Source organism: Thermocrinis jamiesonii (assembly GCF_000702425.1).
GTDB lineage: Bacteria > Aquificota > Aquificia > Aquificales > Aquificaceae > Thermocrinis > Thermocrinis jamiesonii.
The window spans coordinates 162,325-184,808 of the sequence record NZ_JNIE01000002.1 but is presented as its reverse complement, the minus strand read 5'-3'; the positions used below and the strand labels follow the sequence as shown (position 1 = coordinate 184,808).

General features: G+C 42.4%; 20 protein-coding genes and 1 tRNA gene. 10 read left to right on the top strand and 11 right to left on the bottom strand.

Annotated features, from left to right (window positions below):
• The 4 genes from K217_RS0101045 to gltB all read right to left on the bottom strand — a co-directional run bounded on the left by K217_RS0101045 (position 1) and on the right by gltB (position 7,794).
• On the bottom strand, positions 1-798 hold the full coding sequence (locus K217_RS0101045; protein ID WP_029551287.1) for a universal stress protein: 798 nt from the start codon (positions 796-798) through the stop codon (positions 1-3).
• The gene (gene gyrB / locus K217_RS0101040; RefSeq protein ID WP_029551286.1) at positions 791-3,166 is read right to left on the bottom strand and encodes a DNA topoisomerase (ATP-hydrolyzing) subunit B; all 2,376 of its coding nucleotides are present in this window, start codon (positions 3,164-3,166) and stop codon (positions 791-793) included. Before gyrB ends, K217_RS0101045 begins: the two co-directional genes overlap by 8 nt.
• Positions 3,167-3,180: 14 nt before the next feature.
• Positions 3,181-3,256 (bottom strand) — tRNA-Glu (locus K217_RS0101035).
• A gap of 38 nt (positions 3,257-3,294) precedes the next feature.
• On the bottom strand, positions 3,295-7,794 hold the full coding sequence (gltB, locus tag K217_RS0101030) for a glutamate synthase large subunit (protein ID WP_029551285.1): 4,500 nt from the start codon (positions 7,792-7,794) through the stop codon (positions 3,295-3,297).
• Between the two features lie 50 nt (positions 7,795-7,844).
• Here gltB and mog point away from each other — a divergent pair, with 50 nt between their 5' ends.
• Positions 7,845-8,375, top strand: coding sequence for a molybdopterin adenylyltransferase (mog, locus tag K217_RS0101025; protein WP_029551284.1), 531 nt, complete (start codon positions 7,845-7,847; stop codon positions 8,373-8,375).
• Here mog and K217_RS0101020 read toward each other — a convergent pair.
• Genes K217_RS0101020 through K217_RS0101010 form a run of 3 tightly spaced genes read right to left on the bottom strand, consistent with a single transcriptional unit; the run spans position 8,359 to position 11,005 of the window.
• The gene (locus tag K217_RS0101020) at positions 8,359-9,120 is read right to left on the bottom strand and encodes an SAM hydrolase/SAM-dependent halogenase family protein (RefSeq protein ID WP_029551283.1); all 762 of its coding nucleotides are present in this window, start codon (positions 9,118-9,120) and stop codon (positions 8,359-8,361) included. The genes mog and K217_RS0101020 overlap by 17 nt on opposite strands.
• The gene (locus K217_RS0101015) at positions 9,117-10,355 is read right to left on the bottom strand and encodes an aspartate kinase (protein ID WP_029551282.1); all 1,239 of its coding nucleotides are present in this window, start codon (positions 10,353-10,355) and stop codon (positions 9,117-9,119) included. Before K217_RS0101015 ends, K217_RS0101020 begins: the two co-directional genes overlap by 4 nt.
• Positions 10,352-11,005, bottom strand: coding sequence for an endonuclease III domain-containing protein (locus K217_RS0101010; RefSeq protein ID WP_029551281.1), 654 nt, complete (start codon positions 11,003-11,005; stop codon positions 10,352-10,354). Before K217_RS0101010 ends, K217_RS0101015 begins: the two co-directional genes overlap by 4 nt.
• Before the next feature lie 22 nt (positions 11,006-11,027).
• Here K217_RS0101010 and K217_RS0101005 point away from each other — a divergent pair, with 22 nt between their 5' ends.
• From K217_RS0101005 to K217_RS0100975, 7 genes are all read left to right on the top strand, one after another.
• Entirely contained in the window at positions 11,028-11,258 is a 231-nt protein-coding gene (locus K217_RS0101005; protein WP_029551280.1) for a sulfurtransferase TusA family protein, read from the top strand.
• Positions 11,255-11,557, top strand: coding sequence for a DsrE family protein (locus K217_RS0101000; RefSeq protein ID WP_029551279.1), 303 nt, complete (start codon positions 11,255-11,257; stop codon positions 11,555-11,557). The genes K217_RS0101005 and K217_RS0101000 overlap by 4 nt, the downstream gene beginning before the upstream one ends.
• Entirely contained in the window at positions 11,557-12,567 is a 1,011-nt protein-coding gene (locus K217_RS0100995) for an aldo/keto reductase (protein WP_029551278.1), read from the top strand. Before K217_RS0101000 ends, K217_RS0100995 begins: the two co-directional genes overlap by 1 nt.
• A gap of 105 nt (positions 12,568-12,672) precedes the next feature.
• The gene (locus tag K217_RS0100990; protein WP_029551277.1) at positions 12,673-13,875 is read left to right on the top strand and encodes a chromosomal replication initiator protein DnaA; all 1,203 of its coding nucleotides are present in this window, start codon (positions 12,673-12,675) and stop codon (positions 13,873-13,875) included.
• A gap of 10 nt (positions 13,876-13,885) precedes the next feature.
• Complete coding sequence (locus K217_RS0100985) at positions 13,886-14,218, top strand: Sec-independent protein translocase subunit TatA/TatB (protein ID WP_029551276.1); 333 nt, start codon at positions 13,886-13,888, stop codon at positions 14,216-14,218.
• Positions 14,172-14,912 carry a twin-arginine translocase subunit TatC gene (gene tatC / locus K217_RS0100980; RefSeq protein ID WP_029551275.1) on the top strand — a complete coding sequence of 247 codons (741 nt, stop codon included), beginning with the start codon at positions 14,172-14,174 and terminating at the stop codon, positions 14,910-14,912. The genes K217_RS0100985 and tatC overlap by 47 nt, the downstream gene beginning before the upstream one ends.
• Complete coding sequence (locus tag K217_RS0100975; protein WP_029551274.1) at positions 14,905-15,756, top strand: prephenate dehydrogenase; 852 nt, start codon at positions 14,905-14,907, stop codon at positions 15,754-15,756. Before tatC ends, K217_RS0100975 begins: the two co-directional genes overlap by 8 nt.
• Here K217_RS0100975 and K217_RS0100970 read toward each other — a convergent pair.
• The 3 genes from K217_RS0100970 to K217_RS0100960 are packed head-to-tail and all read right to left on the bottom strand — an operon-like array spanning position 15,742 to position 18,519.
• A complete protein-coding gene (locus K217_RS0100970; RefSeq protein ID WP_029551273.1) occupies positions 15,742-16,866 on the bottom strand; it encodes an acetoin utilization protein AcuC in 1,125 nt (374 codons plus the stop codon). The genes K217_RS0100975 and K217_RS0100970 overlap by 15 nt on opposite strands.
• On the bottom strand, positions 16,853-17,869 hold the full coding sequence (locus tag K217_RS0100965) for a mechanosensitive ion channel family protein (RefSeq protein ID WP_029551272.1): 1,017 nt from the start codon (positions 17,867-17,869) through the stop codon (positions 16,853-16,855). Before K217_RS0100965 ends, K217_RS0100970 begins: the two co-directional genes overlap by 14 nt.
• The gene (locus tag K217_RS0100960; protein ID WP_029551271.1) at positions 17,863-18,519 is read right to left on the bottom strand and encodes a rhomboid family intramembrane serine protease; all 657 of its coding nucleotides are present in this window, start codon (positions 18,517-18,519) and stop codon (positions 17,863-17,865) included. The genes K217_RS0100965 and K217_RS0100960 overlap by 7 nt, the downstream gene beginning before the upstream one ends.
• A 30-nt stretch (positions 18,520-18,549) precedes the next feature.
• Here K217_RS0100960 and K217_RS0100955 point away from each other — a divergent pair, with 30 nt between their 5' ends.
• Positions 18,550-19,212 carry a septal ring lytic transglycosylase RlpA family protein gene (locus K217_RS0100955; RefSeq protein ID WP_231476965.1) on the top strand — a complete coding sequence of 221 codons (663 nt, stop codon included), beginning with the start codon at positions 18,550-18,552 and terminating at the stop codon, positions 19,210-19,212.
• Here the strand turns inward: K217_RS0100955 and K217_RS0100950 are convergent.
• Positions 19,209-22,019 carry an AAA family ATPase gene (locus K217_RS0100950; RefSeq protein WP_029551269.1) on the bottom strand — a complete coding sequence of 937 codons (2,811 nt, stop codon included), beginning with the start codon at positions 22,017-22,019 and terminating at the stop codon, positions 19,209-19,211. The two genes, K217_RS0100955 and K217_RS0100950, sit on opposite strands and share 4 nt — an antisense overlap.
• A 141-nt stretch (positions 22,020-22,160) precedes the next feature.
• Here K217_RS0100950 and K217_RS0100945 point away from each other — a divergent pair, with 141 nt between their 5' ends.
• Entirely contained in the window at positions 22,161-22,382 is a 222-nt protein-coding gene (locus K217_RS0100945; protein WP_029551268.1) for a hypothetical protein, read from the top strand.
• Positions 22,383-22,484 lie beyond the last annotated feature (102 nt).

The following is a 22,484-nucleotide window of genomic DNA, read 5'->3' as shown; positions in this document are numbered from 1 at the left end:
TTACTTCACCAAAAGGATAGGAATGTTTAAGTGATGCATTACAAAGCTCGTAACGCTCCCCAAGATAAGCTCCTTTACCCTTCCCTTAGAAAAGGCTCCCATCAATAGCAAGTCCATGTTTTTTTCCTTACAATATTCTATCAGTTTTTCTTCAGGAATGCCAAGTATGCCTACATACTGCACATGCTCTCCCACTTCATTAGAAAAGTCCTTTTCCCCCACGTGCAGTGCATAGACCTCTCCTTCAAAAACCTTAGCCAAACTTTTTGCCATTTCTAAGGCCTTCTTTGCCAAAACACTACCATCGTATCCTACGCAGAGTTTTTTTATCTGTCTTTTTTCCTTTGGGACGATCAAAACGGAACAGGCAGATCTTCTGGCTACTATGTCTGTGGTTGAGCCAAGTAAAAAGCCCGAGACAGGTTTGTGAGATTTTTTTCCCAAAACTATCAAGTCCTCTGGATCTGCCTGAGAAAGAATCATCTGATAGGGCTTGCCTACGCTTTGATAAGAGGATACCTTAACTCCCCCTTCTCTACCCAATGCTAAAAACTCGTCCAAAAGCACGCTTGCCTGTTCTTCAAAAAACTCTCTTAGCTTAGAGGATATACCCGCATAATAGTTAAATCCTAAAACTCCCGCTATGTCTTCCAAGAGACCTTCGTCAAGAATGCGCTCGTCTATGATGTGAATACCAACTACTGGAACGTCAAACTTTTGGCCTATGGTAAAGGCATAATCTACCGCATTCCAACTTGTGGGGGACCCATCCAAACCTACCAATATTCTTTTAAACATCCAAGTTCCTAACTTCTTTTGCGTAAGCCTCTATGAATTCCCTTCTTGGTTCCACTTGCTCTCCCATAAGTATGCTGAAAATCCTGTCTGCCTCCGCCGCATCTTCTATGGAGACCCTCAGAAGCCTTCTTGTGGCAGGGTTCATCGTAGTTTCCCAAAGCTGTTCTGGATTCATCTCTCCAAGACCTTTATATCTCTGAATTTCAAAACTACCTTTGGCAAGCTCCATCATCGCATCGGGGATGCTGTGTGCGTCATCCACCACTTTACTTCTTTTTTCCATCCACACTTCCACTGGAAGCTTTAAACTTGTGCCTTCCAAGATTTGCTTGTAGATGATAGAAGAAAGAAGGTCTGCATCAACTATGACCTTCCTACCAGTGCTTTTGTCTGTAAATACAAGTTCGTAGGCACCTTCAAGCTCGTTGTATTTTGGTTCTACTCTGTAATTTTTTAGGCAATCTCTTAGACTGTTGAGCTTTACCTCAAAGGTTTCCCTCTTTCTTAGATCCTCCTCCGTAAGGCGATTCTTCAGCATGCACTCTACTATCTCCTCTCCCTTCTTCCTGACCAACACCCTGTAACCTTCCTCCATCTCCTTTAAACTTTTAAGAAGGTCTATAAGCCTGTCGCCTTTGTATTCTACACCGTTTCCGTCTCTTAAAAGACCTTCCTTCTTTATATGCTCGTAAAGGAAGTTCTCCAACTCTTTGTCGTCCTTAAGATAGAACACCGCCTTTCCTTTTTTGACCCTGTAAAGTGGGGGTTGAGCTATGTATAGGTGCCCGTTTTCTATGATCTTGGGAAGGTATCTATAAAAGAAGGTCAGCAGTAAGGTTCTTATGTGGGAGCCATCCACATCTGCATCGGTCATAAGAATGATCTTGTGATACCTTAGCTTGGAAAGGTCCATCTCTTCTCCTATGCCCGAACCCAAAGAACTAACTATAGCTTTTATTTCTTCGTTTGAAAGGATCTTGTCAAGCCTTGCCTTTTCTACGTTTAGAATTTTTCCTCTGAGCGGTAAAATCGCCTGAAACCTTCTGTCTCTTCCTTGCTTTGCAGACCCGCCTGCAGACTCACCCTCCACTATGAAAAGCTCACATTTCTTTGGGTCCTTTTCGGAGCAATCTGCGAGCTTTCCGGGCAGTGTGCTGTCCTCAAGGGGAGATTTTCTTCTTACAAGCTCCTTAGCCTTTTTTGCTGCCTCTCTGGCAAGAGCTGCCTCAATAGCCTTCTCCACTATGAGCCTAAGTATCTCTCTGTTGTTTTCAAAGTAATTGGAAAGGTTTTCATAAACTATGGATTCTACGATGTTTTTGACATTTTGGTTTCCAAGCTTGGTCTTTGTTTGTCCCTCAAACTGTGGTTCTGGCACCTTACACGAGATCACCGCAACCAAGCCTTCTCTTAGGTCCTCCCCTGTAATGGTTTCTTTAAGATCTTTTTGTATCTTTAGGCTTGGTAATGCCCTCATAACAGCCTTCGTAAGCCCAGACCTAAAACCCGTAACGTGTGTTCCACCCTCTACTGTTTTTATGTTATTTACAAAGCTTTCTACTACCTCCTTATAGTCCTTTGTGTAAGAAAAGGCTATGTCAACTATGACGTCTTCCGCTTCTCCCTGAATTCTGACGATTTCTTCAAAAAGTGGTGTTTTCCCTACCAAAAGATAGGATACGAGCTCCTCTATTCCCTTTTTGAAGTGATAAACAAACTCTTTGTTTATCCTTTCGTCTTTTAGTATAAACTTACAGTTGGGGTTAAGATAAGCCAGTTCCCTAACACGCCTTTCAACTATGTCGTGTTTTATCTTTGTTGTTTCAAAGATCTCCGGGTCCGGTTTGAAGGTAACCTTTGTGCCCCTCTTGGTAGTTTTCCCAATAGTCCTAACTTCCGTTATTGGTTCTCCCCTTCTGTACTCTTGTCTGTATATCAAACCGTCCCTGTATACCTCCACAACGAGCCACTCAGAAAGAGCATTAACCACAGATGCACCTACACCGTGAAGACCTCCGGAGTATCTGTAAACCTTTTTGTCAAACTTTCCCCCAGCCCCCAACATGGTAAAGACCATCTGAACCGCGGGAATACCAGTTTCGGGATGGATGTCTACGGGAATGCCTCTTCCGTTGTCCTCCACGGTTACGGAGTTGTCCGCATGTATTGTCAAGGATATCTGATCGGCATAACCTGCCATATGCTCATCTACCGCATTGTCTAAAATTTCCCATATAAGATGATGCAAACCCCTCTCCCCAACGTCTCCTATATACATAGAGGGTCTTGTCCTTACATGCTCTAAACCGGTTATTGCCTTGATTGCTTCCGCTTTGTATTCTTCGGATAAAACTTTTTTGTTGCCCATGCTGTGTTTTAAAACACCCCCGGCGGGATTTGAACCCGCGTTCTCCGCCTTGAAAGGGCGGTGTCCTGGACCTGGCTAGACGACGGGGGCTAGTATGCTTATTATTTTAGCATACATTTCAACGTCAGTCAAGCTTGGCTGGAAGTTTGTTCAATTTCGCAAACATCCGTAGCACCAAAGATGTCCCTCTTGCACGCTTCTAAAGGAATAACTTTGTAAAAGCTTTCCAAGTATTCTGCAAAATTATCCAGTATATGCTTTGCCCAAAGGCTTGACGTATAATTGTAGTGTTTGCTTATCAGATTTCTTAGTTCCTCCTTTTCCACATCGGTTATAAGCTTTCTTGCCATAACGTAAGAGCGGTTTATCTTCTTTGGAAGCTCTGGATCAAGAATGTAGGCGTATCCTCCTGTCATACCGGCACCGAGGTTGTATCCTACCGGACCAAGGACTACCACTATACCACCTGTCATGTATTCACAGCAGTGCATACCTGCACCTTCTACTACCGCAACAGCCCCGCTGTTTCTAACTCCAAAGCGCTCCCCAGCTTTTCCTGCAGCAAAAAGCTCTCCACCCGTAGCACCATAAAGACAAGTATTCCCCATGATCACGTGGTTTTGAGTATCCTCCACATCAGAAGGTCTAATTACTATCCTACCCCCATACATACCCTTACCTACATAATCGTTGGCATCTCCTATAAGGGTCAAAGACATTCCCCTGTGGTTGAATGCACCAAAACTCTGCCCTGCGGTGCCAAAGAAGGTAAGGTTTATAGTATCTTCCGGCAATCCCTCATCTCTGTATTTAACCGCTATGTAGTATGCAAGGCGAGTAGGTATAGACCTGTCTATGTTTCTTATTTTGTATTCTTTTTGCACTCTTTCCCCCTTTTCTATGTATGGCAGTATTTCTTCCTCTATTTGCTGTGCTAGCGGACTCCTTCTTGGGTTATCGTTTCTGTCCACAAGACACCTTAAAGGCTTGTCCTTTGGATAGTCCTCCTTCAAAAACTCTTCAAGTTTAATCCTCATTGAGCCAGGAAGGTGATCGTAGGTTATAACTTCCAGCAGATCTCTCCTTCCTATTATCTCATCCATGCTTCTAAAACCCATCTGCGCCAGTATTTCTCTTACTTCCCTTGCTACCGCTCTAAAATATGCCATAACATTTTCTACTTTTCCTTTAAACTTTTCCCTATACTTTGGGTCTTGCGTTGCTACTCCGGTAGGACACTGGTTTGTATGACAGAGCCTTGCCATCACGCAACCTTCCGCTATCATTGCAGCAGTTCCAAATCCAAATTCCTCGGCACCAAGAAGGGCTGCAATTATCACATCTTTACCCGTTCTCAGCCCACCGTCTACCCTAAGACGCACCTTGTCTCTTAGGTTGTTCTCCATCAAAACCCTTTGGGTTTCAGCCAAACCTATTTCCCAATAGTTGCCCGCATTCTTTATTGAACTGTAGGGACTTGCACCCGTTCCTCCTTCCGCTCCACTAATTTGCACGATGTCTGCATAAGCCTTTGCCACTCCTGCGGCAACCGTTCCCACTCCCGTTTCAGCCACAAGCTTGACGCACACCTTTGCCTTTGGGTTAGCTTCCTTTAGGTCGTTTATAAGCTGGGCTAAGTCTTCTATGGAATAGATGTCGTGATGGGGTGGTGGAGATATTAGGGTAATGCCGGGTTGGGCGTGTCTTAGCTTGGCTATGTATTCGGTTACTTTGTGTCCCGGCAGTTGTCCTCCCTCTCCGGGCTTGGCACCCTGGGCTATCTTTATCTCAATGTCTTTGGCAGAAGCCAAGTAGGTGGGGGTTACACCAAACCTTCCGGATGCAACCTGCTTTATGGCTGAGTTTTTAATAGTCCAATACCTTTGTGGATCCTCTCCACCCTCTCCAGAGTTACTCTTCATTCCAAGGCGATTGCAAGCTTCCGCTAAAACTTCGTGAGCTTCTGGAGATAGAGCACCTAAGGACATTCCCCCTGTGACGAATCTTTTTAGTATGCTTTCTTCTGGTTCCACCTCCTCTATGGGTATTGGCTTTTCAGCCTTTTTGTAAGTCAAAAGATGTCTTATAAAAGCAGGCCTTTCTTGATTTGCAATTTTTGAAAACTCTTTGTAGTCGCTGTAGTCCTTAGTTTCTAAGAACTTGTGAAGAGCCCTCACTACGAAAGGAGACCAAGCGTGCCATTCTCCACCTTTTCTAAATTTCATCTCCCCACCATAATCCAACTGGGGATTCTCCACCTCGTAAGCCATGTCGTGTCTTTTGAGTAGGCTTTCTTGGATCTCAAAAATTCCGTCTGCCTCTAAGGTTACAGGTGTGCCCGGAAAGTATTCTTCCACAAAGTCCCTGTTTAAGCATACGGTGTCAAATATCTTTGCCCCTTGGTAAGAGTTAAGGGTAGATATGCCCATCTTGGACATTATCTTGAGTATTCCGTCCTCAAGCGCTTTTTTGTAGTTTAGGATAGCCTTTTCGTAGGGCAGGTCTATCTGTCCAGATTCGCAAAGTTCTTTTATGGTTTGATAGGCTAAGTAGGGATAGATAGCAGAGGCGCCGTAACCTATCAGACAAGCCATATGGTGGGTGTCTCGTGCTTCTCCTGTTTCTACCACTATGGAAACCTTGTTGGAAAGATTTCTTTCTGAGAGCCACTTAAACACTGCGGAAACTGCCAGAAGGCTTGGCACCGCAAGCCTGTATTTGTTTATGTTTGCGTCTGATAATACTATAATTTCTGCACCTTCCCTTACCGCTTCTTCCACCCTCCTGCAAACGATCTCCACTCCCAGCCTAAGGTCGCATATGGCAATACCTTCATACATAGCGTCGTATATGAGGTCCGTTATACGCCTTTCACCTGCCAAATCCTGAAGCTCAACTATGCAGTAACTTCTTTCCTTGGGATAGGTCATGGGAACCCAAGCGACCTTAAAGTTTTTCTGCTCCATAATGGCTTTAAACTGGTTAGGAAGAAGTATAGGACTATCTATCTGAAGCCTTTTTGCGTGTTCAGGTGTTTCCTTCAGGAAATTTCTCTTATATCCCAAGTTCATCCGCAGGGACATAACCGCTCTTTCCCTTATGGGATCTATAGGTGGGTTGGTAACTTGGGCAAACCTTTGCTTGAAGTATCTGAAAAGCAGCACTGGCTTTTCCGAAAGGGGTGGTATTGGTGTGTCATCTCCCATTGAAAAGGTTAGCTCTTTACCCTCCTTGGCCATGTAAGCTAAAACGTTTTTTATCTCCTCTTGGGTATATCCAAAGGCTATCTGTTTTCTGAGCAGATCGTTGTCCTTATTTATCTTAAAGGACTCTTCTTTTACTATATCCTTTAGTCTTACAAGATATCTTTCTATCCATTCTCCATAGGGTTTTTGCTTTGCCAATCTTTGAAGTATCTCTTCCGTCTTTTCAAGCTTGCCTTCCCTTGGATTTACCAAAAGGGTATCCCCTGGTCCAAGCCTTCCCTTTTCTTTTATCTTCTTCCCCTCCAAATCTACCATACCTACCTCAGAACCTAACACCAGGATGTTGTCCTCGGTAAGAATATACCTTGATGGTCTAAGGCCATTTCTGTCTAAGTGCGCTCCTATCACCTTCCCGTCCGTAAAGACTATGGCTGCAGGTCCATCCCAGGGCTTCATCAAAAGGGACTGATACTCAAAGAACCTTATAACCTCCTCCGAAAGCCAAGGCACGGACTCCCAAGCGGGAGGTATGAGCATGTTTATGGCATGCTCTGGAGAATATCCGGCCAACACCAAAAGCTCAAAAACCCTGTCCAAAGAAGCTGAATCACTTTCTTGATAAGATACCAAAGGTCTTACGAGCTTTATCCTTTCACCAAATAATTCATGTTCTAACTCGTGCTGTAAGGCTATCATCCAGTTTCTGTTACCCAAAAGTGTGTTTATCTCCCCGTTGTGAGCTAAATACCTAAAAGGTTGGGCTAAGTTCCAGTTGGGAAAGGTGTTTGTAGAGTATCTTTGGTGGAAAAGGCAAAACCAAGACTCAATCCTTTCGTCCAAAAGGTCCGGATAGAATACATCCAACTGAGGAGCGACGAGCATTCCCTTATACACCAGCGTTTTTGAGGACAAAGAGGCAAAGTATAGCTTGTCTTTTAGCTTGTTGTCCGTTTCTATGGTCCTCCTTAAAAGGTAAAGCTCAAGCTCTCTTAAAGCTGGATCTACCCCTTCGCAGTCCAAAAGAAGATGAAAGATTTTGGGCATAACCCTTAGGGCAGACTCTCCCACCGCAGAGCTATCTATGGGCACCTCTCGCCATCCCACCAGCTTAAACGGACTTTTTCTTATGTGCTCTTCCACTTTGTCCCTTATGTCTTGGTATAAAAAAACCACTCCAACTGCTAAGTTCTCTATGGAGCTAATGGAAAGTTTTTTCTCCTCTATGTAATCTTTGAAGAACTCCCTTGGAACCTCTATCATAACACCTGCGCCGTCCCCTGTTTTGCCGTCTCCACCTATGGCACCTCGGTGGGTAAGATTCTTTACCGCTTGCACGCCCCACCTAACTATCTGATGGCTACGCTCTCCCTTTACATGACACACAAAACCCACTCCACAAGAATCGTGTTCTATAATCGCCATCTTTCACTCCTCAAAAAAAATAGTATAATGTTTTTTAAAGTTAATTTGCGATGGAAAAAGTAAAGTTCGGTGTGCTAACCGTATCGGATAGAGCAAGCAGGGGAGAATACGAGGACATAAGCGGAAAGTATATTATAGAGTATCTTCACGAAGTTGTGGCAACCCCCTTTGAGATCGTTTATAGGGTGGTGCCGGACGAAAGGGAGATTATAGAAGGGGCTCTCATTCATATGGCGGATGTGGAGAAATGTTGCCTTATTCTTACCACTGGAGGAACAGGTCCCGCACCAAGGGATGTAACACCCGAGGCTACCGAAGCGGTGTGTCAAAAGATGCTTCCGGGCTTTGGAGAGCTGATGAGGGCAGTATCTTTAAAGCAAGTGCCCACAGCTATCCTCTCAAGACAGACAGCGGGTATAAGGAATTCAACTCTGATCATTAACCTTCCCGGAAAACCTCAATCTATAAAGCTGTGCTTGGATGCGGTGTTTCCCGCAGTGCCTTATTGCATAGACCTAATAGGTGGTCCATACATAGAAACCAAGGAAGAAAGATTAAAGGCCTTTAGACCTCAGAAGTAAAAAAGCATACCTTTTCCCCCAAACTTATCCCAAATCTTTCCTTTGCATTTCCCATAGGAACAAAGAGCTCCATGTATCCAAAGCTTCCGCACACTGCGTTTATCTGCTCCCTTTCCCCTTCCAAAAAGTATCTAACTACCTTTAGTTTTTGCCCTCTAAATATAGCATGAGAGTATTTACCGCAGGGTACGTTGGTAATGGCGTTGCCGTATCTGTCAAAGTGTATGACCTTACCTTCTATTTTGTCTTTGAACTCTTTTGCCTTCTCCCACTCAAGCAAAAACTCATACTCTATCCTTCTTCCTACCATTTGCAAAGGCACACCCTTTGACAGATAACCGCACACTGGAGCAAAAACATCCCTGCCGTGAAAGGTTTGATTTATCCTTGGAAGTGTAAAGTTTTCAATAAGATAGCATTCGGGGGGCATAGCTATGTCCCTTAGCGCCAAATCAAACAGTCCGTTCATTGGTCCGACAAAGGTATAGGCACCGCACCTGACAGCTATTGCCTTTCTTTCTGAACCTACTCCCGGATCCACCACTCCAAGGAATATACTCCCTTTGGGAAAGTATCTGTAGTGAGCCTTTAGAATGAGCGCACCTTCCATTACGTTAAAGGGTTCTACTTCGTGGGTCAGATCAACTATCTGACAGTAAGGGTTTATGGAAAGCAAAACCCCCTTTACCGCTCCCACAAAGCCATCCTTTGTTCCAAAATCCGTAAGCAGAACTATCAGGCTCAACTGTTTATAACCTGCACCTTATCCCCTTCTTCTATAAATGCAGAATGAAGTTCTCTAACCGCTAATTCTCCGTATTTGGCTTCAATTAGACAGGATATTTTTATTTCAGAGGTGGATATTGCCATTATGTTTATGTTGTTTTTGTAAAGCACTTCAAACATCTTTGCAGCAGTTCCGTAGGAGCTTTTCATACCTATGCCAACAATGGATACCTTGGCTACATTGTCGTCCCTCTCCACCCCCTGAGCTCCTATCTCTTTGGCAACTTTCTTAACTATTTCTTCCGCTTTGTCCGCATCTGACTTATTCACCGTAAAGGACATGTCCGTATATCCCTGATGGGACACATTCTGCACTATCATATCCACCACTATGTGAGCATCCCCTAAGGCTTTGAATATGCTGTAAGCTATACCTGGCCTGTCTGGCACCCTTACTACAGTTATGCGGGACTCTTTTGTGTCTAAGGTTATAGCTCTTACTTCCACCTTTTCCATGACTTCCTCCTCCGGCACTATCCATGTGCCCTCCTCTTCGGAAAAGGAACTCCTTACATGTATTCTAACACCATACTTCATGGCAAACTCAATGCTTCTTGCCTGCATAACCTTAGCGCCAAGGGAAGCCATCTCAAGCATCTCTTCGTAGGAGATGTAAGGTATTTTCCTTGGTTTGGGAACTATTCTTGGGTCTGCGGTAAAGACTCCGGGCACATCCGTGTATATTTCACAGTCTGAGTTTAAGGCGTGAGCTAAGGCTACCGCCGAAAGGTCCGAACCACCCCTTCCTAAGGTGGTTATCTCCCAATCTTCCGTCACACCTTGAAAGCCTGCAACCACTACTGTGTATCCCTCTTCCAAAAGGTTTTTTATCCTCTGAACCCCTATTTTCTTTATCTTTGCCTTTGTATGGACCTTATCCGTTATTATGGGCACTTGCCATCCGCATAGACTTACCGCAGGAACACCAAGCTTGTTAAGGGTTAGTGCAAAGAGGGCTATTGCCTGCTGTTCCCCCGTGCTTATGAGCATATCTACCTCCCGCTCCGAAGGAAACTTATCTATCTGTTTTGCTAAATTTATAAGCCTGTCTGTCTCTCCCGCCATAGCAGAGGATACAACCACTACCTTATAGCCTTCCTCTATCTTTTTTAAAACCCTTTTTGCTGCGTTCTGTATTCTTTCTAAGTCCCCTACGGAGGTGCCACCAAACTTCATAACAAGGATTTTGCTCATGAAACTTTTATTTTAACAAACTCACAAAACTCCCTAATTGGGCACACATCACACTTTGGTTTTACCGGTTTGCAGATTGTTTGCCCAAAGGCGACCAAAAGTCTGTTAAAGTCCATCCAATATTCCTTTGGTAAGATCTGGGTTAGAACCTTCTCTGTTTGCTCTGGAGTTTTTGTGCTTACAAGCTTCCACCGGTTGCAGATGCGATGCACGTGTGTATCCACTCCTATAGCAGGTTTTCCAAAAGCTTCCACAAGGACTATGTTTGCTACCTTCCTTCCCACCCCCTTCAGCTTCAGAAGTCCCTCAAGGGTGTTTGGCACCTCACCGTTAAACTCTTCTTTAATTTGTAAAGCCATCTGCTTAAGGTATTTTGCCTTGTTTTTGTAAAAGCCCACAGGATACAGCAAACCCTCAAGCTCCTTTTGGTCTATTTCCAAAAGATCATCCAAACTCTTTACTCTCTCAAAAAGCCTTTTGCAAACTTCGGCAGTTGTTTCGTCCTTTGTGCGAGTAGAAAGAAGGGTGCATATGAGCGCTCTCAAAGGGTCTCCTTTCTTTTGAGCCTTCAGCTTTTCTATAGGCGCATTAAGGCGGTCATATTCTCTGCGAAGAATTTGTATGACTTTTTTCAACTCCTGAAGCTCCACCGAGGTTTATAATTATAAAGCTATGGCGGACAGAGAGCTTGACATAAAAGGTGAGGTGTGTCCCTTTACCTTCGTCAAAAGTAAGCTGGTTTTGGAGCAGATGGAGGTGGGTCAGGTTCTCAGAGTTATTTTAGACTATCCACCTTCTGTGGAAAACGTGCCAAAAAGCATGAGGGAAGAAGGACAAGAAGTGCTGGCAGTTAATAAGTTAGACAACGGCAGTTGGGAAATACTCATAAGGAAGGTTAAATGAGGTTTCTTTTTATAGTAAGCAGTGATCCTTTTTCAAAAGACTACGCAACTATTTTAAAGCTCACAAAAGAGTTGGTGAAAAGGGGAGAGGTTATTATCTTCTTTACGGGCAACGGTGCTTATTACACCATAAAACCGGAAACGGAAGAGTTTAAAAAGCTTGGAGCAAGGCTTCTGTTTTGTTCCCATTCTGCCCACCAAAGGGGCATAAAGGACCCCCTTCCTTTCTTTGAAAGCAGTTCCACCTACAACCTATCAAAAATAATGCTTGAATGCGACAAAGTCCTATCTTTTAACTAATGAGAAAAAAGACTTTTTTAGATTTATCCCTCTCTGAACTTGGTGTGGGAACCTATTTGGGAGATTTGGACGAAAAAACTTCACAAGGCTACAGGGAAGTTATACGTGAAGCTTTCAAAAGGGGTGTTAATGTAGTAGATACTGCCATAGTGTATAGGTATATGAAAAGCGAGCGGGATGTAGGCGTGGTAGTGAATGAGTTGGGAAGGGAAAACTTTATTATATCCACAAAAGGGGGATATGTTCCCTATGAAGTAGAACTTGGAGCAGATCCGAAGGATTATTTTTACGAAAACTTCATCAATACAGGCGTTATAAACATTCAGGAGATGACACCACAAGGACACTACTTAGGAGCTAAGTTTATAGAGTGGTGTTTTAACAAAAGTTTGGAAAACTTGCAAACAGATTACATAGATATTTACTTTCTTCACAATCCTGAAGAACAACTGAGCTTTTTCTCAAGGGAACAGTTCTTAAAAAAGTTGGAAGAGTGCTTTTATTTCTTGGAAGAAATGGTAAAAGCTGGAAAGCTTAAATTTTATGGGCTTGCCACCTGGAGTGGTTTTAGAGTATCCCCTTCCTCAAGGCAGTATTTATCCTTGGCACAGATCGTCAAAGTAGCAGAAAAGGTTGGTGGTAAGGATCATCACATGAGGTTTATCCAACTTCCATACAACTTAGGAATGACAGAAGCATACACTCTGAAAAATCAGGAAATAGACGGAGAAAAGCTTTCCACCCTTGAAGCTTGCGAAAGGTTGGGCATCTACACCTACACAAGCGCATCCATCTATCAGGGTAGGGTGATCGGCCGTGTCCATCAAAAACTGAAGGAGTTTTTCAATCTTGAGAAAGACGTTCATGTTGCCCTTCAGTTCGTAAGGAGCACTCCGGGAGTAGGCACCGCACTGGTAGGAATGAGCAAGCTATACCACCTAAATGAAAACCTTGAGCTGTTTGAAAGACCAAAAGCAGACCAAAGCACGTTCCTAAAACTTTTCCAATAAATCTGATGGTTATACCGTAACTTATAAAAACCCTTCCAAAACCTCAGAAATTCTTAACAATTTCTTAACAAAGCTTTTCGTCTTTACCTTATGCTATAGCAAATCATGGAAAGAGGGAGCTTTCTAAGCCTCATAGAAAGCATAGACAGGTTTGCAGTGGGTATATTCCGTCAGTTTTTAATAAAGGAAGAGGATAACAGAGTTTTAATAATCACGCCCAATGAGGAATACAAAAAATGGGCCATGGCGTATCTTGCCACGAAGTTAAAGGGATTTGGGAAAAGTATAGTCGTTGAATGTGAAAAAGAAGTAAAAACCTCCCCTACTGTAAGGAAAAACAACCTACTGGACAAATACACCTTTGATAACTTTGTGGTAGGACCTTCCAACGAGCTTGCCTACAAGGTATGCCTTGAGGTGTCAAAAAATCCTGGAAAACTATTCAACCCGGTATTTCTGTATGGGAAGTCTGGCTTAGGAAAGACGCACCTTTTGCACTCCATAGGCAACAGATTGAAACAAACCCACAATGTTCTTTACATATCCTTGATGGACTTTTCCGACGCTATGGTTAAGGCTTTAAAAGAAAACAGAATAGAAGAATTCAGAGAATCCTTTTTGAATTTGGATGTGCTTCTTTTGGACGACGTTCAGTTTTTGGTAGGAAAGGAAAGGACTCAAATAGAGCTCTTTAGAATTTACGAAAAGCTACAGGCAGAAGAAAAGCAAATAGTTCTGGTTAGCGACAGACATCCAAAAGATCTAAAGGATGTATCCGAGAGGCTTATCAGCAGATTTGAAAGCGGGCTTATCATAGAGATAGGCTTGGATGAAGAAACCAAAAGGAGAATAATAAAGCAAAAGCTGATCCTATATGGTTTGCCTTTGGACGAGCCTACAGTAAATTATGTATTGGAAAATACAGGATACAACGTAAGAGAGATAGAAGGTTTTATACAAACTTTTAAAGTTACAGGATTTAAGCCCAAACCTAACAAAGAAAACGTAGAAAAGAAGGTAGAGACGGTAATAAATCTTGTTGCAAAAAGCTTTAAGCTAAACCCAGAACTTTTGAAAAAGGAGACAAAAGAAAGGAAGGTCATAAACGCTAAGCATATTGCGATGTATTTTTGCAAAACGATCCTGAACCTTTCTTATGCTGAAATAAGCAATCTCTTTGGGAAAAAAGACCACACGTCTGCGCTGTATGCTATAAAAAAGGTAGAACAAAAGCGCACGGAGGATAGGAAGTTTCAGTATATGATCTCCTTCCTTGAAAAAAGCTTAAGGAAAAGCTTAGGTTTATAATACTTTTCAAATGGATTTTCCTGAAATTCTCATCATACTGCTCGTTGCTATGGTAGTGCTTGGTCCTGAAAAAACCATAGAGTTAGCTACAAAGTTGGGAGAGTTTCTAAGAAAGGTAAGGGAAACCTGGGATGAGCTCAGATACCAGATGTATATGGAGAGCTTAAACAAGAAGATTATGGAAGAGTCAGAACAAACCCAATCCTTAGAGGAATCACAAGAGGAAGGAGTTTTAGAATACATAGAGGAAGTTAAGGCTAAAGAGGTGGAGGAAAATGAGTCAGGAACTACCCAAAATGCCTCTGACGGAACATCTGAGGGAACTCAGGCAAAGACTGATTAAGTCTGTGGTTGCCTTCTTGGTTGCTTCTGGTGTTTCCTTTTACATAGCCCAGTATATTTTTGAAATCTTAAAACAGCCTGTCAAAAAAGCTTATCCCCAGGTGGAGCTTATAACTCTGTCCCCCACTGAACCGCTTTTTATACTTATTAAGATCTCTGTGGTCTTTGGTTTTATACTTTCTTCACCTTTGATCTTTTACCAGCTTTGGAAGTTTGTAGAGCCAGCCCTCTATCCCAATGAGAAGAGGATGGTTATACCCATAACTTTGTTTTCTCTGATTCTTTTCATCTTAGGTGCAAGCTTTGCTTACTTTTTGGTGATGCCCATAGCTCTCAAGTTTTTAATTGGTATAGGCTTTTCCCAACTTCAGGCTACACCTTTTTTGTCCGTCAATCTCTACATATCCTTCCTGCTTAAGATGATAATCGGTTTTGGTATTGCCTTTCAGCTTCCCATAGTGCTTTTCTTACTGCAAAGAGTGGGCTTGGTTACAGATGCGCAGTTAAAGAGTTTCAGAAAATACTTTATAGTTTTGTCCTTTGTGGTTGGTGCCTTTATTGCCCCCGACGCTACAACTCAAGTGCTCATGGCCATACCCCTTATACTGCTTTACGAAGTTTCCCTCTTAATTGGCAAATTGGGTAAGAAAAGAAAGACAGAAACCGCAATAGAGGTAGCAAAAGAAGATGTTTGAAAGGATAGCTATAGTAGGTGTTGGTTTTATGGGGGGAAGCTTTGCGCTCAGCGTAAAATCCGTTCTTTCTTGCCAGATCTTTGGAGTGGATATAAATCCGCAAGCTTTGGAAAGGGCAAAAGATCTGAAGGTGATCCACGAAGGCTCTACAAACATAAAAGAGCTTAGCTCTTTCAGACCTGACTTGGTTGTGTTGGCTACACCTGTTAGGACTTTTGAAAGTATAGCAAAGGACTTAAAAGAATGCCTTTCTTCGGAAACTGTAGTAACAGATTTGGGAAGTGTTAAAGGGCACTTGGTTTATACAGTAGAAAAGATTTTGGGAAGCAAGTTTGTAGGAGGACACCCTATAGCGGGAACCGAAAAGTCTGGAGTGGAAAACAGCGTAGAGGGTCTTTTTAAGGGCAAGAGAACCATACTTACACCAACCCAAAGGACAGAAAGGGACGCTTTGGAAAAGGTAAAAAAGCTTTGGGAACTGATAGGATCAAAAGTTGAGTTTATGGACCCCTTTTTGCATGATGTGGTCTTTGGAGCGGTTTCCCATCTTCCCCATGCGGTAGCCTTTGCACTAATAGACGCTTTGCTCCTGCTTACAAAAAGAACTGGTATAGACCTATTCCAGTATCCGGGCGCAGGCTTTAAGGACTTTACCCGCATCGCCGCCTCGGATCCCATAATGTGGAGGGACATCTTTTTGGAAAACAGAGAGAACATTCTTGAGGCTATTGACTGCTACAGTTCTTCCTTAAGAAGACTTAGGGAATTGATTTCAGAAAAAAGGGTGGAGGAATTGACCCAGTATTTGAAGGAAGCCAGGGAAAACAGGTTAAGAATAGAGTAGTGTTTTAGCTTTTTGGCAAATTTCTTTTACTTCTTTTCTTATGTCTCCCTCGTTTGGTCTGTCCAAAAGCCGGTCAAACATATAACTTCTGTCCGTTTCTTCAAACTCTTCAAAATCTACACTTAAAAGCACTTGTTTTGCTTTTGAGTTTATGAGTTTGGGAATATCTTTACCCGCCAGCTCGCACCAAATTAATGCCCAAGCCCTTGCCAAAGCAATGGGATGATAGCCACCACCACCAAGGTAAATTCCATCTCCCAAAGCTTCTCTAATTAGTCTAAAAGCACTCAAAAGTCCCCAGTTGGAAAGCTCAAACTTGGAAAGATAATCTTCTTTCAAACTATCGGTCCCCAGCTGAAGCACATAGACTTCTGGTTTGAACACTTCCAAAGCTATTTCCAAACCCTTCTCTAAGGCATACAAAAATTCGCTGTCGTTTAACCCCTTAGGCATAGGAAGGTTTAGGTTGTAGCCCTTTCCTTTACCTTTGCCTATTTCTTCCAAAAAGCCCCTATTAAAGGGAAAAGCATATTCGGGAGATTGGTGTATAGAAAAGACAAACACCTGGTTATCTTCATAAAACCCATCCTGCACACCATCGCAGTGATGAGCATCTAAGTCTATGTAAAGTATAGCTTTGAAACCTTTTTGTTTTAGGTAGTTTATGGCTATGGCTGGATCGTTGATAAAGCAAAAGCCGTGCGCCTTGTTTGGATAGGCGTGATGCATACCACCTGCCGGATTAAAGGCTCTGTAACCCTCCAAATAGAGCTGAACCGCCTGCACAGTAGAACCTGTAGCAAGCACAGAGCCCTTCCACATAGCAGGTGAAATAGGATTTTCCAAAGTTCCTATGTTGTATCTTTCTCTTATCTCCTTACTGACCTTCCCGTTTTCATCCACCCAACGTAGGGCGTTAAGGTAATCTTCTGTGTGAAAAAGTCTTAGCTCTTCCAAAGACGCTTCTCTACTCTCTACGTAGTTTTCTAAAAGGTCCATAGATTTTAAAAACTCCAGCAGAAGACTAACCCTTGGTATTCTGAGCGGATGGTTTGAAGTATATCTAAGGGACCTGTAGGCATAGCTGGCAACAAGCTTAGCTTCTTTCATCGCTTATGTAGATTCTTCTGATGGGGAAGGGTATTTCTATGCCTTCCTCTTCGTAAGCCTTCTTTATTCTTTTTATAAATTGGTGTCTTACGATAAACTGGGCGTCTGGATCCAATACCCTAAGCACCACGTTGAAGTTTATACCTGAATCTCCAAAAGAGGTGTATCTTATAAAAGGTTCAAAGTTTGGGTCTGCTCCCTCAATCTCCTTTTGAATTTCCCTTGCTATTCTTACAGTTACCTCTTCCACCTTTTCAAGATCATCAAAGTATGATACAGAAAGCGGGATGACCAAAGCGCTTTCCAAACTTGGCTTATGATAGTTTATAACAATAGAATTGACTAACTTTGAGTTTGGAATAATCACCAGGTTGTTATCTCTTCTTCTTATGACGGTATTCATCCAAGTAATGTCTTGAACGTAGCCCTCTTCACCGCTTTCCAACCTTACAAAATCTCCCACCTCAATCTGTCTGCTGGCTATTATGTTCAAACCGGAAAAAAAGTTAGACAGAGTTCCCTGTAGCGCAAGAGAGATGGCAAGACCACCTATACCAAGGGTGGTTACAAAATGAACTACGGGAACTCTCCAAAAAGAAAGCAAAGTTATTATGCCCAAAACAATGACTAAAAACTTTATTATTGCAAAGATTATGCCCGTCTGAGGAAATCTCATACTGGTCTTTGAAAGGTAAAACCTCAAAAGCTCTGAGGTAAGATTGGCAAAAAACAAAGTAAGGGACAGAATGAGAAGGGACATAAACACCTTTTCCAAAAAAGCTCCATGACCTATTGCAAAAGGAGGATAAAGTCTTAAGGTCAAGTAAAGGCTTATTAAAACTACCCAAAGCAAAGAAGGAAAGCGAATTATCTTAAGCACTATTCCAAAATAGTCCTGCGTTAGTTTTCTAAGCCATCCAAAAAGAAGTTTCCTTAGAATAAAGAGCAAAGTCAAGAAAACAATAAAGGCAGCAAAACTAATAAGGAGTTCCCTACCTACCATCTGGGAATCTGTCTTCTGAAGGTTCTAACCAATTTATAGCCCACTAAGAACCCTCCTATGTGGGCAAACCAGGCCACACCACCCATGCTGGCAAAGGGAAGCGTAAGAATACCGTTTATTATCTGAATAAAAACCCAAAGGCCAATAAAGAATATAGCTGGCACTTCCACAAAGGTAAGAAAGAAAAAGATAGGCACGAGGGCTAATATCCTTGCATGAGGGAAAAGATACAAGTAAGCTCCAAGCACTCCGCTTATGGCTCCACTTGCCCCTACCATAGGTATGTCATAGCTACCGGTTAAAAAGCTAACAAAAGTCTGTATCAAACCTGCCCCAACTCCGGAAAGTATGTAAAATAAAAGATACCTAAGCTTTCCCAATTTGTCTTCCACGTTGTCGCCAAAGACCCAAAGAAACCACATGTTGCCTATTATGTGAGGCCAACTACCGTGTAAAAACATGTGAGTAAGCAATTGGTGAGGGTTGAAGAACAATTCCGATGGCACCAAGCCAAAGCTGTAGATAAAAACATTAAAATCCGTTTCGTCTAAGCTTACCTGATAAAGCCACAAAATTGAGCAAGCTATTATTATTGACAGATTAACCACGGGAAAACTTCTGCTTGGGTTTATGTCCTTTATAGGAATCATCCAACATAAAATTATAATGTGTTGTTTTTCTTGCTAATTTTCTTCCTATCTGGATGCACTATTGTTATAAGGGATAAGTCCGAGCAAAGCAAGATTGGAGAACATGATCAGGGAAAATACCACACTCTTCGCGTATATTGTCCTACAAAGTTAGAGACCTTGGGATTTTACTGTTCTGGCTCAAGAGCTTACAGTAACTTAGTTCAGGCTGGTAGTAAGGTTAGAATTTACAGCTACCAAACTGGGAAAAGCATAACCATAGCAGTCTTTAGAAAAGAAGATATAGATGGTGTTTGTGTGCCAGAAAGGTTTGAACCTCTTCTTGGCAAAAGCCCCTTTAGAGCAAGGATGGAGGTTGAAAGGTGTGGGATTGATGGTATAACTGAGTGCCCACCTGTTATAAGAGGTCTTGCCAGTTGGTATGGGCATCCTTACCATGGAAGAGAAAGCTCTTATGGAATAATCTTTGACAAAGAGGGTATGTATGCAGCCCATAGGGAACTGCCCCTTGGAACTCTGCTGAAGGTAAAGAATCTCAGGAACGGTAAAGAGGTGGTAGTAAAGATTATAGACAGAGGTCCTTTTAAAGGAGATAGAGTTTTGGACCTTTCCGAAGGTGCAGCAAGAAAATTAGATATGATAAAGGACGGAGTGGTTGAGGTGGAAGCGGTAGTCCTTAGATGTGGAGATTAAACGCTCTCTACTATGTTTCTGATTATTTCCCTTTCCAATGGAGAGCTTACTTTGGGTAGTATAGTGTCTATTACAACAGCCTTTGCAGATCCATACCTTTCCAACCTTCTTGCACACCTTATCGTATCTCTTATGGAGAACACGAACTCCACAGGTTCTTCAGACTTTTGGCTTTGGTAATCTCTGTAGGCTTTCCTTATGGCATTGGCAATCTTTAGAAGTTCAAAAATTAGCCATATCTGTTGTTCTCTTTTTGGAGTTTTAAGTTCCATTCCTTTTTCTGTTTCTACGCCATTTACTACCGCATACCAAAGGTAAGTAAAGTCTTCACTGTTTATGTCAGAAAGGGATGAAAGATAATCTTTTAGTATGATCGCTTCGTCTGGATAGAAAAAGCCCCTTTGATCTTCAAAGGGAGGATAATCCACAAACATAACATCTGCACGGGACTTTATGTCCTGCGGAAGTTCAGAAACACCAAGATAGTGCTGTGGATTCATCCCACCAACAAGGATCACGTCACTACGGGCTTTTATAACCTCACCTGTGGGCAGTGTAAGATACCTCCTGTAGTCAAACAGTGGATTAAATAGCTTTACCAGAGAAGGGGGCAAGGTGTTTATTTCGTCTATGTATATGACCGCTCCTGGCGTTTGCAGGGCTTTTACAAGCTCAGAAAAGACCCTCTTTGTGCCCCTCTTTGGATCAAACTCGTAGGTGTAGGTTAGGTCCTCCTTTTCCATCTTTGAGTGGCACGGGATGATGTAAAGGGGTCTGTTGGTAAGTGCGGAAAAGACCTCCACCAAAAAGTTTTTACCCACTCCCGCATCCCCTTCCAAAATGAGAATGCCTTCTCCAAAGCTGAGTTGGTCTTTTATCAAAGATACAAACCTTTCTAAGTTTTGCACAAACCAAGGGGTTTCTTCAAAAGACACAAAGAGGGGAACCCTATAAGGCTCGTAGGAAAACAAACCGTTTAAGTGTCTTAGATAGCTTTTTATCCACTTTGGCATGGACCTTAGGTCTTCTATGGGGACAAGGTTTGAGTAGCGCTTGGGTTCAAGCACCACACCATCCTCTCTCTCAAAAACTACCTTTGTAAAGACCTTTCCATTGATAAAGAGCTTATCCTCTGTTTTTAGTCTCCACAACAGCTTTCTCTTTTGTCCGTCAAACTTTGGAAACTCTTCATTACCAAAAAGTACCTTGTCCCTTAGGTTTTCTATCCTGAACCTTTTTAGTCTGTAAGATATTATCCGTTCCTGAATTGCTTTCTCTAAAAGTCTTTCCCCTTCTAATTGAAGCTCTTTTGGTAGCTTGCTCAGAAGGTCTCTAAAATCCTTCACCTCCTGATAGCTTTCCAGCTCTTCAACGCTTGAACCCTCTCGCTCCAGAAAAGACTGCCTCAATCTTTCCAAACCATCTGCCAACATCCTCTTTAAACTGGTATTTATTTGATCTTTCAGCTTTGTTAGGATCTCTATCTCTTCTTTTTCCTCTGCGTTGTTTAACCAGTCCTCCACCTCTTTTAGCTCTTTCTTTGAAACCTCACCTCTTTTTAGCTTTTGCTGTATATCATCCAGAAAAAGCTCTAACCTACGCTTTTTCAAAAGCTCCTCTCCCTGAAGCACAAGCTCCCTTATCCGTCTGAGTGGAATATCTAAAGAATAAAGCTCCTTTAGACCTTTTAAACCATCTAACTGAGAAAGGCTTTTAGCTTTTTCCACACTGGAGACAAAATCCTTGTAGAGTTTTTCTGCCTGTTTTATGAGCTTTTCTTGTCTTTCCTTTGGGTAGATAAAGTCCAAAAGGTTAGAACCAAGTTTTATCAATTGGTAAAGTTTGCCTTCCTTTGTGTCCAAGACCCTGCTTGTGTATATAGAGCCGTCCTTAGACACCTTCACCACTGAATAGCCAAAGCCTTTCAAAGTTTGTAGGTATTGTCCGGAGCTAAGATCCACTATGCCTAAGCTGTTTTCCTCGGCATCCGCAAGGAAGACAAACATACCCTCTTCGTCACCGTCTAAGCCCGAAACCCGTATGGGAACGTCCAATTTAAAAAGCTCCTCCTCTTTATTAACATCCAACACAATTACCTTGTTATCTTCACCCAAAACCAGCTTAGAACCAAGCAGGGAGATGGCCCTTCCGGGCTTATAAGGCAACTTTTTTACAAGGCTTCCACCCATACTGTATATAGCACATCCTTCTGTTCCAGAAACAAAGACCTTTAAAGAAGGTAAGATCTTTATACCCTTGATCTCCCCAACCTCCGAGCAAGAAAATACACTCTTAAATTCCACCGTTTTAAGAGATAGGTCATTTGCGATGTCTATGGTATAAACCTTATTACCCACCACACCAAAGGCTAAGATACCCCTTTTTAGGTCCAATCCTGCGGAGGGCCTTATCCCCTCCTGTGAAAGTTTAAAACTTTTCCACATACCGGGATTATTCGGGTCTTCCATGCGATATACCACCAAGTAAGGTGGTGTAAGCAAAGCTAAAAAGCCTTCTTTGAACAGTATTTCCGAAACAACCTGTGCAGGTGGGCGTGCTGGTAGTCTATGAAATCTACCTTTCCAATCGTAAAACTGGAGGATACCATACCTCCTTCCTACTAAAAGCCATAGGGCATCTTCGGAAACACCTATGGTTTCTATCCAAAATTCCTCTACTTTTGTATCGGGATCTCGCTGAAGGTCCTCCTCCAACCAAAGCCTTAGCACACCCTTTGAAGACTGTATTTCGTAAGTTTCTCTCCTCTGTTTCTCTTTACTACCTAAAAGCCTCTTAAGTATCTCCATTTAAAATGAGTTTAAAGCTTATATGACAAAGGAGTATAAGTTTTTGATTATATCCTTATAAGGCAATGTTATAAGTCCTCAAACTGCGAGGCTGTTCGAAAAATCCTTCAGGCAGTGCTGAGTAGTTATAATAAGAACCTGATGTATGTAAGCGTGCAGTTCAAAATTCAATTGGATAGTTCCGACAGAAAAAAGCTTTTGGAATTAATGCGTAAGCAATCATCTGTCATAAGATCAGCTTATAAACTGCTAAAAACCAAAAACTCCCATAACCAAATATACCAAAAGCTAAGACAACTTTTTCCTGACCTACCTACCAGATACATAGACTCTGCTATCTACAAAATGCTTGGCAAGTTCTGAAGTCCGCCCTCCTCTTCCCTGTTCTTAGAAAGGTTCTACCAAGGGACCTTTCTCCTCTTCCGCTTGTGCTTGTGGAAGCCCTGTGGGACAGGATGAGGAGAA